13 protein-coding genes and 1 riboswitch are annotated in these 15,643 nt (G+C 59.6%); of the genes, 10 read left to right on the plus strand and 3 right to left on the minus strand.

Annotated features, from left to right (window positions below; translation table 11 throughout):
• The first annotated feature begins 187 nt into the window (after positions 1-187).
• The 3 genes from ACYQ47_RS20375 (at position 188) to ACYQ47_RS20385 (ending at position 3,354) form a co-directional block, all read left to right on the plus strand.
• Positions 188-1,324 (plus strand): flagellin, encoded by a 1,137-nt coding sequence (locus tag ACYQ47_RS20375; RefSeq protein ID WP_250508479.1) that lies wholly within the window; start codon positions 188-190, stop codon positions 1,322-1,324.
• Between the two features lie 179 nt (positions 1,325-1,503).
• Entirely contained in the window at positions 1,504-3,045 is a 1,542-nt protein-coding gene (fliD, locus tag ACYQ47_RS20380; RefSeq protein WP_244826798.1) for a flagellar filament capping protein FliD, read from the plus strand.
• 9 nt (positions 3,046-3,054) lie between these two features.
• Positions 3,055-3,354 (plus strand): flagellar protein FliT, encoded by a 300-nt coding sequence (locus tag ACYQ47_RS20385; RefSeq protein ID WP_244826797.1) that lies wholly within the window; start codon positions 3,055-3,057, stop codon positions 3,352-3,354.
• Between the two features lie 125 nt (positions 3,355-3,479).
• Here the strand turns inward: ACYQ47_RS20385 and ACYQ47_RS20390 are convergent, their stop codons facing one another.
• Positions 3,480-4,490, minus strand: coding sequence for a sodium:calcium antiporter (locus tag ACYQ47_RS20390; RefSeq protein ID WP_309961731.1), 1,011 nt, complete (start codon positions 4,488-4,490; stop codon positions 3,480-3,482).
• 131 nt (positions 4,491-4,621) lie between these two features.
• A riboswitch (yybP-ykoY riboswitch) is annotated at positions 4,622-4,775 on the minus strand.
• A gap of 199 nt (positions 4,776-4,974) precedes the next feature.
• Between ACYQ47_RS20390 and ACYQ47_RS20395 the strand changes: the two genes are divergently transcribed.
• Positions 4,975-6,570: an ABC transporter substrate-binding protein gene (locus ACYQ47_RS20395; RefSeq protein WP_459906587.1), complete on the plus strand. Its 1,596-nt coding sequence runs from the start codon at positions 4,975-4,977 to the stop codon at positions 6,568-6,570.
• Positions 6,571-6,685: 115 nt separating this feature from the next.
• On the opposite strand, the gene ACYQ47_RS20400 is transcribed toward ACYQ47_RS20395, so the two are convergent.
• A complete protein-coding gene (locus ACYQ47_RS20400; RefSeq protein WP_459906588.1) occupies positions 6,686-8,710 on the minus strand; it encodes an ATP-binding protein in 2,025 nt (674 codons plus the stop codon).
• A gap of 176 nt (positions 8,711-8,886) precedes the next feature.
• Positions 8,887-9,960 (minus strand): MBL fold metallo-hydrolase, encoded by a 1,074-nt coding sequence (locus tag ACYQ47_RS20405; protein WP_459906589.1) that lies wholly within the window; start codon positions 9,958-9,960, stop codon positions 8,887-8,889.
• Between the two features lie 123 nt (positions 9,961-10,083).
• Between ACYQ47_RS20405 and ACYQ47_RS20410 the strand changes: the two genes are divergently transcribed.
• Genes ACYQ47_RS20410 through ACYQ47_RS20435 form a run of 6 tightly spaced genes read left to right on the plus strand, consistent with a single transcriptional unit; the run spans position 10,084 to position 15,410 of the window.
• Positions 10,084-10,506, plus strand: a complete 423-nt coding sequence (locus ACYQ47_RS20410) for a MerR family transcriptional regulator (protein ID WP_250491677.1) — start codon at positions 10,084-10,086, stop codon at positions 10,504-10,506.
• A gap of 24 nt (positions 10,507-10,530) precedes the next feature.
• Positions 10,531-12,330 (plus strand): bifunctional isocitrate dehydrogenase kinase/phosphatase, encoded by a 1,800-nt coding sequence (gene aceK, locus ACYQ47_RS20415; protein WP_244826792.1) that lies wholly within the window; start codon positions 10,531-10,533, stop codon positions 12,328-12,330.
• Positions 12,331-12,372: 42 nt separating this feature from the next.
• Positions 12,373-13,149 (plus strand): carbonate dehydratase, encoded by a 777-nt coding sequence (gene can / locus ACYQ47_RS20420; RefSeq protein ID WP_250462664.1) that lies wholly within the window; start codon positions 12,373-12,375, stop codon positions 13,147-13,149.
• Complete coding sequence (locus ACYQ47_RS20425; RefSeq protein ID WP_250491676.1) at positions 13,142-14,335, plus strand: acetyl-CoA C-acetyltransferase; 1,194 nt, start codon at positions 13,142-13,144, stop codon at positions 14,333-14,335. Before can ends, ACYQ47_RS20425 begins: the two co-directional genes overlap by 8 nt.
• Positions 14,336-14,382: 47 nt before the next feature.
• Positions 14,383-14,991 (plus strand): glutathione S-transferase family protein, encoded by a 609-nt coding sequence (locus tag ACYQ47_RS20430; protein ID WP_250491675.1) that lies wholly within the window; start codon positions 14,383-14,385, stop codon positions 14,989-14,991.
• Positions 14,988-15,410 (plus strand): YchJ family metal-binding protein, encoded by a 423-nt coding sequence (locus ACYQ47_RS20435; RefSeq protein ID WP_459906590.1) that lies wholly within the window; start codon positions 14,988-14,990, stop codon positions 15,408-15,410. The genes ACYQ47_RS20430 and ACYQ47_RS20435 overlap by 4 nt, the downstream gene beginning before the upstream one ends.
• Positions 15,411-15,643: the final 233 nt, after the last annotated feature.

Below are 15,643 nucleotides of genomic sequence, written 5' to 3' on the forward strand. Positions count from 1 at the left end.
CCCCGCTGGGCAAGCTTTAGCACGGATTTCCAGGTATTTATCAGGCAAATCGAAACGAGCACTAAAGTTTGCCTAGCACGGGCCGAAAACCTAAACAAGCGGCCAAACAAACAAACGACGGACGCTTCCGCCAAACGATGGCGTTATCAACTCAGATAAATGCGCCAGGCCTCATCGGAGAAACAAAATGATCGGTATCAATAGCAACATCAACTCGCTGGTCGCTCAGCAAAACCTGAACGGCACGCAAAGCGCACTGTCGTCGGCAATCACGCGTCTTTCGTCGGGCAAGCGCATCAACAGCGCAGCAGACGACGCAGCTGGCCTCGCAATCGCTTCGCGCATGACCTCGCAGATCAACGGCCTGAACCAAGGCGTTTCGAACGCGAACGACGGCGTGTCGATGGTTCAGACGGCTTCGAGCGGTCTGTCGCAGATCACGGACAACCTTCAGCGTATCCGTCAGTTGGCCGTGCAAGCATCGAGCGGCTCGCTGTCGACGGCTGACAAGACCTCGCTGCAACAAGAAGTGACGCAGCGTATCAGCGAAATCAACCGTATCTCGTCGCAAACCACGTTCAACGGCACGAACCTGCTCGACGGCACCGCCGGCAGCAAGACGTTCCAGGTTGGCGCGAACGTCGGCCAGTCGATCACGATCGACCTCGGCTCGGCAGCAAACGTCTCGGCTCTGTCGCTCGGCGGCAGCAACCCGCAGAAGGGCACGGTCATCGGCACGGTCGACGGTCTGAGCCTGGGCAACACGGGTGCATCCGCAGCTGCCAGTTCGGCAACGATCACGTCGGTCAACGTCATCGCTGACGGCTCCGGCGGCTACACGTTCACCGACCAGGACAACAAGGCACTCGGCAGCTCGTTCGCCTCGTCGAACGTGTTCACGGGTCTGTCCGCAGGCAGCACGAGCATCAGCCTGAACAGCACCAACGTTCCTTCGGCAACTGCAGCTCAAACGTCCGAAGTCGGCGCGCTGACCGCGAACAACACGCCGCCGCAAGTGTCGCAAATCGACATCAGCAAGGCGAACGGCGCATCGTCCGCAATCGAGGCAGTCGACAACGCACTGGATGCAGTGAACTCGCTGCAAGCTCAGTTGGGCGCTGTGCAGAACCGCTTCAGCTCGGTTGCCGCTACCCAGACCGCGCAGTCGACCAACCTGTCGTCCGCTCAGTCGCAGATCACCGACGCGAACTTCGCGCAAGAAACCGCGAACCTCTCGAAGGCTCAGGTTCTGCAACAAGCTGGTATCTCGGTTCTGGCGCAAGCGAACTCGATGCCCCAGCAGGTTCTGAAGCTCCTCGGCTAAGCATCGCCGACGCAGTAACCGGCGCGTCTCGATCACGGCGCGCCGGCGACGTACCCAGGGAGGCTTGCCTCCCGATTTGCATTTCCGCCAGAGGCGCCTTCATGACGAATCGCCTGCTGACGGCGCAGTAAAACGCATCTTCAACCGCTCACGGCAAGAAGCCAGAAACGGAGCCATACATGTCCACGGTAGCAACCACTTCGGCATCCACGGTCGATCCGACCAGCGCCGTCCAGCAGGCCGCGCAGTCGATCATCAGTGGCTCGACCAACTCCACGATGGATGTGAACTCGCTCGTCACCGCCATCGTCAACGCGAAGGTCGCCGGACAGACGGATGCGCTGACAGCCAAGCAAACCAAGGACAACACCCAGCTCACCGCGGTCGGCACGCTCAAGTCCGTGCTGTCGCTTTTGCAAAGCTCGGTGAGTTCGCTCGCGGACGGCACGACGCTCGGCGCCTTCACGGCGACCGGCAGCGGCAAGGGTCTGACCGGCACGGCCAGCACCGGCGCGGTCGCGGGCACGTATTCGGTCGCGGTCAGCAACATCGCCACCTCGCAATCGCTTACCTCCACCGCGTTTACCAGCACCGCGCAACTCGGCACGGGCACGATGAAGCTGTCGGTGGGCGGCAAGGACATGTCGATCAGCATCGACTCTTCGAACAACACGCTCGCGGGCATTGCGTCCGCGATCAACAAGGCAAGCGGTAACCCCGGCATCACGGCGGCGGTCGTCAACGGCACCGATGGCGCGCACCTCGTGCTGCGCTCGGCGTCGACGGGCCAGGCCAACGGCATTACCGTGGCGGTCACGCCGAACATGCAGTCCGACGGCACGACGCCCGACGACAATGGTTTGTCCAAACTCAACGTGGCATCGACGTTGAGCGCCGCCACGACAGACTCGAACGGCAATGCGGTTCCGGCGCAGACGGCCATCAGCTCGTCGAACTGGACGCAGACGACGGCCGGCATGGACGCCAACTTCACCATCGCGGGCACGCCTGCCAGCAGCTCGACCAATGCGGTCACGACGGCGCTGTCCGGCGTGACGCTGAATCTCACGTCGGATGCGGTCGGCACGACCCAGACCTTGACCATCGCGCAGGACACGGCCACGCAGAAGACGGCCATCGATGGTTTCGTCACCGCGTACAACAACTTCATCACGACGGCCGCGTCGCTGACTTCGTTCGACTCGACCCAGGCAGCCGGTTCGCAAGGCGGCGCGCTGCTCGGCGACTCGATGATGAACACCATTCGCAACGCCCTTTCCAGCACGATTGCCAAGGGCGTGGGTTCCGGCACGAGCCAGGTGAACCTCGCATCGATCGGCATTACGCTGCAACCGGACGGCACGCTCAAGACCGACGAAGACGCGTTGACCGCGGCATTGTCGAGCAACTCGGGCGCGGTGGCATCGCTCTTCAATTCGAGCACGGGCGTAGCCGCGCAACTGAACAACAGTCTGACCGGATTTCTCGCGACAGGCGGTATTGTCGATACGCGCACGACCGCGCTCACCGCCGATCTTTCGAGCATCACGGACCAGCAAACCGCGCTCGCTTCCTACACGGCGCAACTGACCACGACCTACAACGATCAGTTCACCGCGCTCAACACGCTGATGTCGCAGATGGCGACGCAGGGCAGCTACCTGACCGCGCTCTTCGGCGGCACCAACAGCGCGGGCGCGCTAGCAAGCAACAAGTCGTAAGGAACGAACATGAACCAGCAAGAAATGATTCAACACGCCTGGGCACTGACCGAGGCGATCGAAGCAGCGGTCAACGAAGAAAACTGGGCGCGCGCGGCCGAACTCACAGAGGCGCGCACGCCGCTCCTGATGGCCGTGGAAGCGAATCAGCCGGCTGAATCGCTCGCGACCATTCGCCGGATTCAGGCGAGCATCGAAGCAACGATGGGCCGTGCGAACGCCGCGCAAGCCATGCTGTCGACCGCGTACCGCAAGTCGATGGATCAGGCGAAAGCCGCCGGACGATATCAACAAGCCGCGCGCTTCTAAAGTTTTTCCGGCACGCGCCGATAACCTTAATAAGAACAACGAGAAGAACGCGTCAGACATGACGCGGCGCTTCGCTCTTGATGCCCGCCTCGCGCGGGCATTTTTTATTTGCGTCGCTCGAAGGCTCAGCGGCCGAGGGTTAAGGTCAGATAAGCCGCGTACAAGATGCCATTGCCAAGCAATGCCCACAACACCACGCCATTGCCGCGCGCGTTGAAGCGCAGCCATGCCGCCGCCGCGAGCGTGATCAGCACGCCGGTCAGCACTTCCACGCGCGGCTCCCACGGCGTCAGCATGATGCCGATGCCCGGCAGCAAGGTGCCCTGAAATACCATCGCGCCTGTGATGTTGCCGAACGCGAGCGTATCTTTTCCGCGTCGCGCCCAAAGAATGCTGTTCACCTTTTCCGGCAGTTCGGTTGCAATCGGAATGATGATGAGCGAGAGCAAGAGCGGCGATATGCCAAGCGCCGCCGACACGCCTTCCACACCGTGGATGAAGCCCTTCGCCCCGCCGACGAGCAGCACGATGCCGATCAGGAACTGCAGCATGATCGACCCGATACCGTTCGGCAAACCCACGCGCGTGATGAAGAGACGCTCGGGCGCTTCCGTGCCGTGTCCGCTTTCGACAAGACTCGCCGATGCCTTGAACGTGGTGATCACGTAGATCACGTATAAGCCGACGAGGCCGACCGCGAACATCGCCCGCACCTGCCACGCATGATGCGGCACGAACATGGCGCCGGCCGCAATCAGGAACGCGACGAGAAAGAAGTTCAGGTCGCGCGTGAAGCCGCTGCGCTCGGGCACGATCCGGCCGCGCAAGCCACGCGATTTGATGACCGCGAGCGTCATCAGGAAAGTGGAAAGCGTCGCGAGCATCAGCGGCGCGCCGAGAATGGCGCCGACACCGATTTCTTCGTTAACCGAACGGCTCGCCGTGCCGCCCAGCAGCGCGATGATCGGCACGGTCGTTTCCGGCAGCGCCGTGCCGACCGCCGCGAACAGCGATCCAGTCACGCCCTCCGATATGCCGAGCCGTTCGCCGAGATGTTCGAGCGCATTGGTGAAGAGTTCCGATGCGATGAGAATGACCGCGAGCATCAACGCGAGTTCGACGAAAAGCATCGTCATGCGGCACCTCGCGGGAAACGATGCAACGCGCGGGCGCGAATGAGCGCGCAGAGAGACAGGGATTTTTGTAGTTGTGGGGACACGATGATTCCACGGTCGGACGTTCAGCGAACCACGATGCGCCATGCGCCGTCCGACCAAGAACGACAAAGCGCATCGATGGTCTCGCCAAACCGCCGGATGCGACAGCACCGACCGGTCGAACGCGCCACGGCAGCAAGGCCGAGGATGTTGACGCGTTCTCCTTCGCTGATGGAAGGAAGGCTACTCCCCAAAGACCGGGGCAGTGTAGCCTGAGCCGCCCGGTTCGGCAACCCGCACGGCGCGTTCGAGGCATAAGCGTATGCGCAACGATTCGTTGTCGAGCGGCGAGCGCTTCGCTAACCTAGCCGCGCGGATGCGCTACTTGCTCGCCACACGCGCACAGGGTAAAACCAGCCACAAGAACAATCGTAATGTGACCAGCCGGGTCACGGGAGATCTCATGCGCAACACACTTTTCGCTGCCGCCATCGCCGCGACGTTCGCCGCCGCGCCGCTTATCGCAATGGCCAAGCCGCTCACCATCTGCACAGAATCGAGCCCGGACGGCTTCGATGTCGTGCAGTTCAATTCGCTCGTCACGACCAACGCGTCGGCGGATGTCATCTTCAACACGCTCGTGTCATACGACGAGGCCGCGAAGAAAGTCGCGCCCGCGCTCGCCGAGAAGTGGGAGCTCAGCAGCGACGGTCTCACCTACACGTTCCATCTGCGTCCGAACGTGCAGTTCCAGACCACCGACTACTTCAAGCCGACGCGTCCGCTCAATGCCGACGACGTCGTCTTCACCTTCGAGCGCATGTTGTCGGACAGCAACCCCTGGCACAAGATCGCGGGCGCGAGCGGCTTCCCGCATGCGCAATCGATGGGTCTCGTGAAGCTCATCAAGGCCGTGACCAAGGTCGATGACAAAACGGTGAAGTTCGAACTCAACGAGCAGAACGCGACCTTCGTGCCGATCCTCACGATGGGCTTCGCATCGATCTATTCGGCGGAATATGCGGACAAGCTGCTGAAAGCGAACCAGCAAGTCGATCTGAACAGCAAGCCTGTCGGCACCGGTCCGTTCGTGCTCAAGAGTTATACGAAAGACGCGGTGATCCGTTATGACGTGAATCAGCGCTACTGGGGGCCGAAGCCTAAAGTCGATCGCCTGATATATGCCATCACGCCGGACGCCGCCGTGCGCGCGCAGAAGATCAAGGCGGGCGAATGTCAGATCGCGTTGTCGCCGAAGCCGCAGGACGTGCTCGACGCGAAGAAGGACAAGTCGCTGAAGGTTAGCGAGACGCCCGCATTCATGACCGCGTTCGTCGCGCTGAACACGCAGAAGAAGCCGCTCGATAACCCGAAGGTGCGGCAGGCGTTGAACATGGCGTTCGACCGCACCACCTATACGAAGACGGTGTTCGAAAACACGGGAACGCCCGCTGTGAACCCGTATCCGCCGAACACGTGGAGCTATGACAAGAACATCGCGGCGTACAAGTATTCGCCCGATGCCGCGAAGAAACTGCTCGCGGATGCAGGCTTGCCCAATGGCTTCGAAACGACCATCTGGGTGCGTCCGAACGGCAGTGTGCTGAACCCGAATCCGAAAGCTGGCGCCGAACTGCTGCAGGCGGATCTGGCGAAGATCGGCGTGAAGGCGCAGGTGAAGATCATCGAGTGGGGCGAACTCATCAAGGAAGCCAAGCAGGGCCAGCACGACATGCTCTTCATGGGCTGGGCCGGCGATAACGGCGATCCGGACAACTACCTCTCGCCGCTTTTCAGTTGCAATGCGGTGAAGTCGGGCATCAACTTCGCGCGCTTCTGCGACCCGCAACTCGATAAGCTCATCGCGGATGGCAAGGTCACCTCCGACGTCGCGAAACGCACGAAGGCTTATGTGGACGCGCAGAAGATCATCCACGATCAGGCGCTGTGGATTCCGCTCGTTTATCCGACTGCGGCGGCAATCACGCGTGCCAACGTCAGCGGCTATAACGTGAGTCCGTTCGGGCGGCAGAACTTCGGGGCTGTGACGGTGCAGTGAGGGGTTTAGAGAAGGCATCGACGAATGACACACGAGGATGAAGCATCTGCATTGATGCTTCATCCCGTCTCGACTGGCTGACATCGACCGAGGAGGTGCAAGCTATCCACGCGTGCTACTCTTCGGAATCAACCTCTAGCAGCGCCTCTTCCGCCTCTGTCTCGACATCGTCGAAACAAGGCACATTAGGAATGAATTTCGCATGTGCCAAGCGCAGATAATCCTTGGCGCTATCTAGATCAGCTTCGTAGGAAAGTTGCTGGTTGATGAAGCGAAGCTTGGAGCGCGCATCATTAATCACGTCCGCCCAAGACCTGATCCACACCGTAATGTTTAACTCAGCGTCGTCGAATACCTGACCCTTTGGGCGATTCCTCTGGTTTGCCTCTCGCTTGGCGAAAGCGTCGAGATCATTCGAAACGGCTAAGAAAGTCCACCTGGCCGGCACGTCACGGAATCGCTCATCGGCCGCAACCGCCATCGCATACTTCTTGATCTGGGTGATAACCTCGTCGTCAATCTTCTTGGACGGACGCTTAAGCTCGACGATCAAGTATTCATACTCGCCTGTTCTCGGCTGTATCACTTTCTGAAGCATCAGATCGACACGGCCGCGTTTGCCAGAGCCTACGTCGACCGGTGTTATTACTTCGACGTCTTCTCTGTCTCCTAGCTTGAATAGATGCTTTTTGAGAACGTCTTCGAGTCGCTGCTCGCTGCCTGCCAGAGTGAACGCTTCATCAAACAACCAGGACTCGGCCTCAAGCGTTTTATGTAGTTGGTCACGCTCAAGCAGCGCAGCCTTACTGTCACGGTCGAAAAGAAGAGTCTCCAGCGCGGTTAAAAAATTTAGTCGATTAGCTACGACCTTTGCCGAACTAATGATTGACGACAGACTTGTTTTCTTCAACAGCGCGGCTAGGTCGTCTTGCGCCTCCTGCTTCAGCCCCAAGACCTCACTGATGATGACTTGAACTGATTCAGGATTCTGGCGAATAGCTTGCGCCAGAAGTTGAAATGTAAATCGTCGCGACTTCGTGTCGGCTTCCTCGAATGAGGGGAGATAGCTCTGCACGTTCACAGCAAGGATGTCGAAGACCTGCCGCTCAACCGTCTCAATCGGGCCGATGTCGGCTCTCTCCTCATAGGGATAGATGTTCTCTGCCTTCCACTTGGACACGACCTCACTCTGATTCTCTGCGAGCCTTCGCCGAAAATGATCTTTCGTTCTTGAACGTACAACCTTTAATACCTGTTGTACGTCCGGATGGATTTCCGAGAGGGCAAGTTGGTTCGTCTGATCCAACTCGCGGAATAGGTCAGCTTTCACATAGACCGTGAAGTGGTAACCAGGAGCTCTTATGTGCTGCCCAACGGACAACTCGTGCAGCGTAACTCCGTTTGCATCACACAGATGGAGCACACGTTCGGTCGGTACCTTCCATTCGACTATCGACATCGAGGAAGATATCTCTCGGCCGTCAGCGAGAATCACGTTACGCAAATGGTAGTCCGATCGGCATTGCTGCACGTCTTCGGGATTCACTCGCGAGCCATCGAACTCGAGCCTCAAGTCAGGATATTCAGTAAGATAAGCCGCAAAATTCTTTGTCAAGCCCATCAACATCGTCCCGTCCCTGAACGAGCGAAAGTCGTGGCTTAGATTTTCTATTACTACTTCCGTCCCAGTTCCTTTCAACGCGCGAGTTACCTCTGGCTCGCTTACGTCGAAGTCATCAATCTCGTTCACGTGGCCGACAATTCGATACGCCCTCAGGCCACGTTTGTCTTGGTAGACGGTACTCCACTGAACGAGTTCTCCAAGGCTGAAGGCCTTGAAACGGCCTTTGCCATTCTTTCCGTGCAACGCTCGACCGTTCTGTCTGCCCTTAAGCTTTTTCCAAGAATCACCCAGACTGCCGAAAAACGCATTGACGTCAGAATGGTTGATACCACCCCCGTCATCGCTAACAATGATCGTCTCTAGGCAATTAAGCTCGTTGAACTTTAACGTGACGCTTACTTGTGTTGCTCCGGCGTCAAAACCGTTCCAGATTAATTCAGAAAGGGCGGACCTCGGGGTCGCAGAGGTCTGCGACTTAATGAAGTCTCGCTTTGCTTGCACATGCACCTTCGCCATAGGCCCCTCGGCTATTTTTTTTAACTACCAAATTTTGTGTGGTGGGAGCGTAGCACGTGGAACGCCGTGTGTGCATAAGGCTTCATTGCAATACGTTAGTCTCGAGCGTGACGCGTCTTTCCGCGGATCGACTTTCCTACCCTGCCGAAAATCATCAAGACGCATCGCTCATGGATTCAACCAGGCGAGTACCGGATCACCCCGTCCTCGCCCGTCTCGCGCGTAAGCGTGCCATCCAGCCACAACAAGTTCAGATGCGCGAGCGCTTCGCCAAGTGCGAAGGTCATCTGATGGATATCGAGCTTGCGCTTGAACATGATCGGCACGATATCTCCCGCGCTGCACGGACGCTGCGTGCACGCCTCGACCACTTCCGCAAGCCGCGCGCGATGATGGTCCCGCAACTGACCGATACGCGTGAGCACGCCGCGAAACGGCTTGCCATGCGAAGGCAAGGCGAGCACGTCGGCGGGCATGTGTTCGTAGCGTCCCAACGATTCGAGATATAGCGCAAGCGGATTGCCTTCCGGCTCGATAGCGAACACGGACACGTTCGTCGAGATGCGTGGCAAAACCATATCGCCGGAAATGAGCAACTTGTCCGCCGCGCAATACAGCGCACTATGTTCGGGCGAATGACCGTAGCCCGAAATGATTTGCCATTCGCGTCCGCCAATCGCGATGCGGTCGCCATCGCGGATACGGCGGAACTCGGCGGGGATGGAAGGCACGAGCGTCGGGTAATAGCTGTCGCGCTTTCTCAATGCATCGAGCGATGCCTCGTCCGTTAGACCATGCGCCGCGAAGTGCTTCGCCGCGCGCTCGCCGCCCGCGTTCGAGCCATCGCCCGCGGCCATCACGCGGCCCATTGCATACTCGCCGAGCGCAATCCAGAGACGCACGTTCCAGCGTGCCTTGTCGCCACCCTTGCAGATCCAGTCGGCAAGACCGAGATGATCCGGATGGCAATGCGTGACGATCACGCGCAGCACAGGCAAGCCGTCGAGCGCGCTGTCGAACACGCTTTCCCAGTTCGCGCGAATATTTTCGTTCGAGATGCCGCAATCGATGATGGTCCAGCCCTGCACGCCATCGATCTCATCGCGCAATAGCCACAGATTGATGTGATCGAGCGCGAACGGCAGAGGCATGCGCAGCCAGTAAAGGCCAGGCGCGACTTCCTTCACGCGCCCCGCTTCGGGCAATTCGTCGGCAAAAACATAATCGAGTTGATGTTCGAGTGCGTTCATTCTTTTGCGCCTCTGAGGTGAGCATGAATGCGGGTTCAAGCCACGTTGCAATTTCGCCAGGTTGACGATAACGTAAACCTTATTCTAACGTTGCATGTGTGATCACGTGCTCCGGCGCCGGCAATGACTCAAGCAATTCACTACACCATCACCGAGCTGGCGCGCGAGTTCGACATTACGTCGCGCGCCATTCGCTTCTACGAAGACCACGGTCTGCTCGCGCCCGAGCGCGAAGGCGCGAACGGCCTGCGGCGTGTGTATTCGTCACGCGATCGCACGCGCCTGAAACTCACGCTACGCGGCAAGCGGCTCGGCTTTACGTTGTCGGAGATTCGCACGCTGCTGGACTTGTACGACTCGCCCACGGGCGGCACGCGGCAGTTGCAGGCTTTTGTCGATACCATCGCGGCGCATCGCGAAGTGCTCGAGCGGCAACTCGTCGATCTCACCACGACGCTCGCCGAACTCGAAACATACGAGAAGCAAGGCCGCGCGCTCCTTGCCGCTGGCGTCGAAAAGCGCGCCCGCAGAGCCAAAGCCGCATGATGGCCAACGAGACGCCCAGCCGACATGAATCACTTCCCCAAGCTGCTCTCGTCGCAAATAGGCTTCGATGTCGCGCAGACGATACTCGAAGGCTTCGATCGCCATTACCGCGTCTTTCGCGAAGCGGCAGTCGAGGCGAAGCATCTGTTCGAGGAAGGCAACTGGCAAGCGCTCGCGCAACGCGCACGCGACCGCATCGCGTCTTATGACGATCGCGTCGCGGAATGCGTGACGTCGCTGGAAGACGAGTACGACGCCGAGACCATCGACGATGAAATCTGGCAGCAGATCAAGCTGCACTTCATCGGCTTGTTGACGACGCATCGGCAGCCGGAATGCGCCGAGACGTTCTTCAACTCGGTGTGCTGCAAGATCCTGCATCGCTCGTATTTCAACAACGATTTCATCTTCGTGCGGCCCGCCATTTCGACGGAATACATCGAGAACGACGAGCCCGCCGCCAAGCCGACGTATCGCGCGTATTACCCCGAGAAAGACGGGCTGCAGGCCACGCTCGAACGCATCGTCACGAACTTTCAGCTGGAGCCTTCGTTCGAGGATTTGCCGCGCGACGTGCATTGCGTGGTGGATGCAATCGAAGAGGCCTTTGGCCAACTCACGCCCGCGCCGAACTTTCAGATTCACGTGCTCTCGTCGCTGTTCTTTCGCAATAAGGCGGCATATGTCGTCGGGCGCATCATCAATGGCGATGCCTTACTTCCGTTCGCGGTTGCCATCCGTCACACGCAGCCGCACTTGCTGGCGCTCGACACCGTGCTTTTGAACCGGGAGCAGTTGCTCGTCATCTTCAGCTTCTCGCATTCGTACTTTCTCGTCGACATGGAAGTGCCGTCCGCGTATGTGCAGTTCTTGCGCAGCATCATGCCGGGCAAGCCGAAGGCCGAAATCTATACCTCGGTGGGCTTGCAGAAGCAGGGCAAGAATCTGTTCTATCGCGACCTGCTGCATCATCTGAAACATTCGAGCGATCGCTTCATCGTGGCGCCCGGGATCAAGGGGCTCGTGATGATCGTGTTCACGCTGCCTTCGTTTCCTTACGTGTTCAAGCTCATCAAGGACGCGTTTCCGCCGCCGAAGGAAACCACGCGCGAGAAGATTCAGGGCAAGTATCAACTCGTCAAGCGTCACGACCGCGTGGGCCGCATGGCCGACACGCTCGAATATTCGAGCGTCGCGCTGCCGCTTGCGCGCCTCGACGATGCGTTGATCCGCGAACTTGAAAAAGAAGCGCCTTCGATGATCGAATACGAAGGCGACAAGCTCGTCATCAAGCACGTGTATATCGAACGGCGCATGGTGCCGCTCAATCTCTTTCTGCAAGGCGGCAGCGACGCGGACGTCGATCACGGCATCCGCGAATATGGCGACGCAATCAAGCAGTTGATTCAGGCGAACATCTTTCCCGGCGACATGCTGTACAAGAATTTCGGCGTGACGCGCCACGGGCGTGTCGTGTTTTACGATTACGATGAAATCGAGTATCTGACCGATTGCAACGTGCGTAGCGTGCCGCCGCCGCGCTACGAGGAAGACGAGCTGTCCGGGGAACCGTGGTATACCGTCGGGCCGCACGACATCTTTCCGGAGACGTACGGCACGTTCCTGCTCGGCGATCCGCGCGTGCGCGAAGCATTCATGCGTCATCACGCGGATTTTTTCGATCCCGCGCTGTGGCAGCGTCACAAGGAGCAGCTACAACGAGGCGAACTCGCCGATTTTTTCCCCTACGACCGGGCCCTGCGATTCTGCATCCGCTATCCGGAGCGTTTCGACAAGGCAACGGCATCGATACGCGCCGCTTGATACATCATCGAGCGCGCAAGTACCCGAAACACGACCATCACCATGACTGAGCAAAACGACCAAGCCTTCCATCCCCTCGCCCATCTCTTCGACAACAATCAGGCGTGGGTCGAACGCAAGCTATCCGACGACGCGGAGTTCTTCACGCGCCTCGCGCACCAGCAGGCGCCGGAGTATCTGTGGATCGGCTGCTCCGACTCGCGCGTGCCGGCGAACCAGATCATCGGCTTGCCGCCCGGCGAAGTGTTCGTGCATAGAAACATCGCGAACGTGGTCGTTCACTCGGACCTCAATGCGCTGTCCGTCATTCAGTTCGCGGTGGACTTGCTGAAGGTGAAGCACATCATGGTCGTCGGCCACTACGGCTGCTCGGGCGTGGGTGCGGCGCTCGTCGGCCAGCGCGTGGGTCTCGCGGACAACTGGTTGCGGCACGTCGAGGACGTGCGCGAAAAACACGCGGCGCTGCTCGATGAATGGCCGGTTGGAGAAGCGCGGCACCGGCGTCTGGTCGAACTCAATACCATCGAGCAGACGCTCAACGTGTGCCGCACGACCATCGTCAACGACGCGTGGGCGCGCGGTCAGGACCTCACCGTGCACGGCTGGACCTATGGCGTGCACGATGGCCGCTTGCGCAACATGGGCATGATGATCAGCGCGCAAGACCAGGTGGATTCAACCTATCAGGCATGCCTCGCCGCGTTGACGCGCGGCGGCGCGCATGCTGCGGCGAACGATGTGATCGCGTCGGATGCGGCGCGGCTCGGCGACGTTCCCGCCGTCATTCAAGGCGTCATCAAGGAGCTGAAACATGAGTGAGACATCGAAGGATTCCGTGGTCATCGTATCGGCGGCACGCACGCCGATGGCCGCATTTCAGGGCGATTTCGCCGCGATGACCGCGCCGCAGCTCGGCGCGGTCGCGATTCGCGCGGCATGCGAACGTGCGGGTCTCGAACCCGCGCGGATCGACGAAGCGATCATGGGCTGCGTGCTGCCTGCGGGCCAAGGTCAGGCGCCTGCACGGCAAGCGGCGCTCGGCGCGGGCTTGCCGCTTTCCACCGGCAGCACGACCATCAACAAGATGTGCGGCTCCGGCATGCGCGCGGCCATGTTCGCGCACGACATGCTGCTGGCAGGCTCGGCCGATGTGATCGTCGCGGGCGGCATGGAAAGCATGACGAATGCGCCGTATCTGTTGCCGAAGGCGCGCGGCGGCATGCGCATGGGTCACGGTCAGGTGCTCGACCACATGTTCCTCGACGGCCTGGAAGACGCTTACGACAAGGGGCGTCTCATGGGCGCGTTCGCGGAGCAATGCGCGTCGTCGTATGAGTTTTCGCGCGAATCGCAAGATGCGTTTGCCGTCGAGTCGTTGCGACGCGCTCAGCGCGCCAACGACGACGGATCCTTCGCCTGGGAAATCGCGCCTGTCACGGTGCAAGGCAGAAAGGGCGATACGGTCATCGCGCGCGACGAACAGCCGTTCAAGGCGAACATCGAGAAGATTCCATCGCTCAAGCCCGCGTTTGCCAAGGACGGCACGGTGACGGCCGCGAATTCGTCGTCCATCTCCGATGGCGCCGCCGCGCTCGTGATGATGCTCGAATCCACCGCCAAGCGGTTGGGCGTGACGCCGCTCGCGCGAGTCGTGGGTCACAGCACTTTCGCGCAGCAGCCCGCGTTGTTCACGACCGCGCCGGTTGGCGCCATTCGCAAGCTGTTCGAGAAGAACGGCTGGCGTTCCGGCGATATCGATCTCTACGAAATCAACGAGGCCTTCGCCGTAGTCGCCATGGCCGCGATGCGCGAGCACGATCTGCCGCACGACAAGGTCAACGTGAACGGCGGCGCGTGTGCGCTCGGACATCCTATCGGCGCGTCCGGCGCGCGCATTCTCGTGACCTTGCTTGCGGCGCTGAAGGCTCGCGGGCTCAAGCGCGGCGTTGCGAGCTTGTGTATCGGCGGCGGCGAAGCGACGGCCATGGGTATCGAACTGGTCTAAAGAGTTGGCGCCGTGCCACGACCATCCATAACAAGGGAAGATTGCACGTGACTTATCAGGTACATGGCGTTTCGTCATCGGGAAACTGCTACAAGGTGCGGCTCGCGCTTGAACAACTGAATCTGCCCTACGTCTGGCACGAAGTGGACATGATGAACGGCGCCACGCGCACCGAGTCGTTCCTGAAGCTCAATCCGAATGGCAAGGTTCCGGTGCTCGTCATCGACGAACAAACGGCGCTCACCGAATCGAACGCCATTCTCTGCTATCTCGCCGATGGCACGCCGCTCCTGCCCGCCGACCGGCTCGAACGCGCGCGCGTGCTGCAATGGATGTTCTTCGAGCAATACAGTCACGAGCCATATGTCGCGGTGGCGCGCTTCATCAAGCAGTTCCTGAAGAAGCACGACGATCCGCGGCTGCCCGACAAGATCGCTGGTTCGTACCGCGCGCTCGACGTGATGGAGCAGCATCTCGCCACGCGCACGTTCTTCGCCGCCGAGCGCTACACGGTGGCCGATATCGCGCTTTACGCTTACACGCATGTCGCGGATGAAGCCGGTCTCGATCTCGCTAGCTATCCGGCCATTCGCGCGTGGCTTGCGCGCGTGAAGAACCAGCCGGGGCGCATCGACATGCCGAGCGTGGATCAATGAAGCCGGTGGAATGTCCTTGCGGCGGAGCATCGCCCAATCAACATCCGAACGCCCGCGCGCCGCGTTATGAAGCGTGCTGCGGGCGCTTTATCGAAGCCGGCGCCTTTCCGGCGAACGCCATGGAACTCATGCGTTCGCGCTATACCGCTTACGTCCTCGGCAATACGACCTACCTGCGCGCGACCTGGGACGACAAAACCCGCCCGCCCGATCTCGATGTCTCGAACGACGCGCACACACGCTGGCTCGGTTTGCAAATCAAACGTTACGCTGTGATCGATACACAACACGAGGAAGTCGAATTCGTCGCGCGCTACAAGGTCGAAGGGCGAGCGCATCGCTTGCACGAAGCCAGCCGCTTTTGCCGCGACAACGCCGGCCACTGGGTCTATATCGACGGTGACGTAAAAGAAAAGTAAATGTCTCTTTAAAACATATAAATCCAATTCAGTATTAATTTCCTTGATTTCTCCTTTCAAATTAAATGGTTACGGGGTTACGCTTATTGTGCAGTGCAATTTTGAACAGTTAATCTCTCTTCACGTCAGGGCGCAGTCATTGCCGCGCCCCGATGTTCGCAGCGAAGCCCCGTATTGAAGCCAATTGTCATGCCTTTTCTAGGCATGGCTCCCGGAACCCACATTCGATACTG

This window comes from Caballeronia sp. HLA56 (assembly GCF_054655155.1).

Excerpts from the sequence above, each read along its gene's own strand:
- ACYQ47_RS20375 (WP_250508479.1), top strand. The coding sequence starts at position 188 with ATGATCGGTATCAATAGCAACATCAACTCGCTGGTCGCTCAGCAAAAC.
- fliD (WP_244826798.1), top strand. The coding sequence starts at position 1,504 with ATGTCCACGGTAGCAACCACTTCGGCATCCACGGTCGATCCGACCAGC.
- ACYQ47_RS20385 (WP_244826797.1), top strand. The coding sequence starts at position 3,055 with ATGAACCAGCAAGAAATGATTCAACACGCCTGGGCACTGACCGAGGCG.
- ACYQ47_RS20390 (WP_309961731.1), bottom strand. The coding sequence starts at position 4,490 with ATGACGATGCTTTTCGTCGAACTCGCGTTGATGCTCGCGGTCATTCTC.
- ACYQ47_RS20395 (WP_459906587.1), top strand. The coding sequence starts at position 4,975 with ATGCGCAACACACTTTTCGCTGCCGCCATCGCCGCGACGTTCGCCGCC.
- ACYQ47_RS20400 (WP_459906588.1), bottom strand. The coding sequence starts at position 8,710 with ATGGCGAAGGTGCATGTGCAAGCAAAGCGAGACTTCATTAAGTCGCAG.
- ACYQ47_RS20405 (WP_459906589.1), bottom strand. The coding sequence starts at position 9,960 with ATGAACGCACTCGAACATCAACTCGATTATGTTTTTGCCGACGAATTG.
- ACYQ47_RS20410 (WP_250491677.1), top strand. The coding sequence starts at position 10,084 with ATGACTCAAGCAATTCACTACACCATCACCGAGCTGGCGCGCGAGTTC.
- aceK (WP_244826792.1), top strand. The coding sequence starts at position 10,531 with ATGAATCACTTCCCCAAGCTGCTCTCGTCGCAAATAGGCTTCGATGTC.
- can (WP_250462664.1), top strand. The coding sequence starts at position 12,373 with ATGACTGAGCAAAACGACCAAGCCTTCCATCCCCTCGCCCATCTCTTC.
- ACYQ47_RS20425 (WP_250491676.1), top strand. The coding sequence starts at position 13,142 with ATGAGTGAGACATCGAAGGATTCCGTGGTCATCGTATCGGCGGCACGC.
- ACYQ47_RS20435 (WP_459906590.1), top strand. The coding sequence starts at position 14,988 with ATGAAGCCGGTGGAATGTCCTTGCGGCGGAGCATCGCCCAATCAACAT.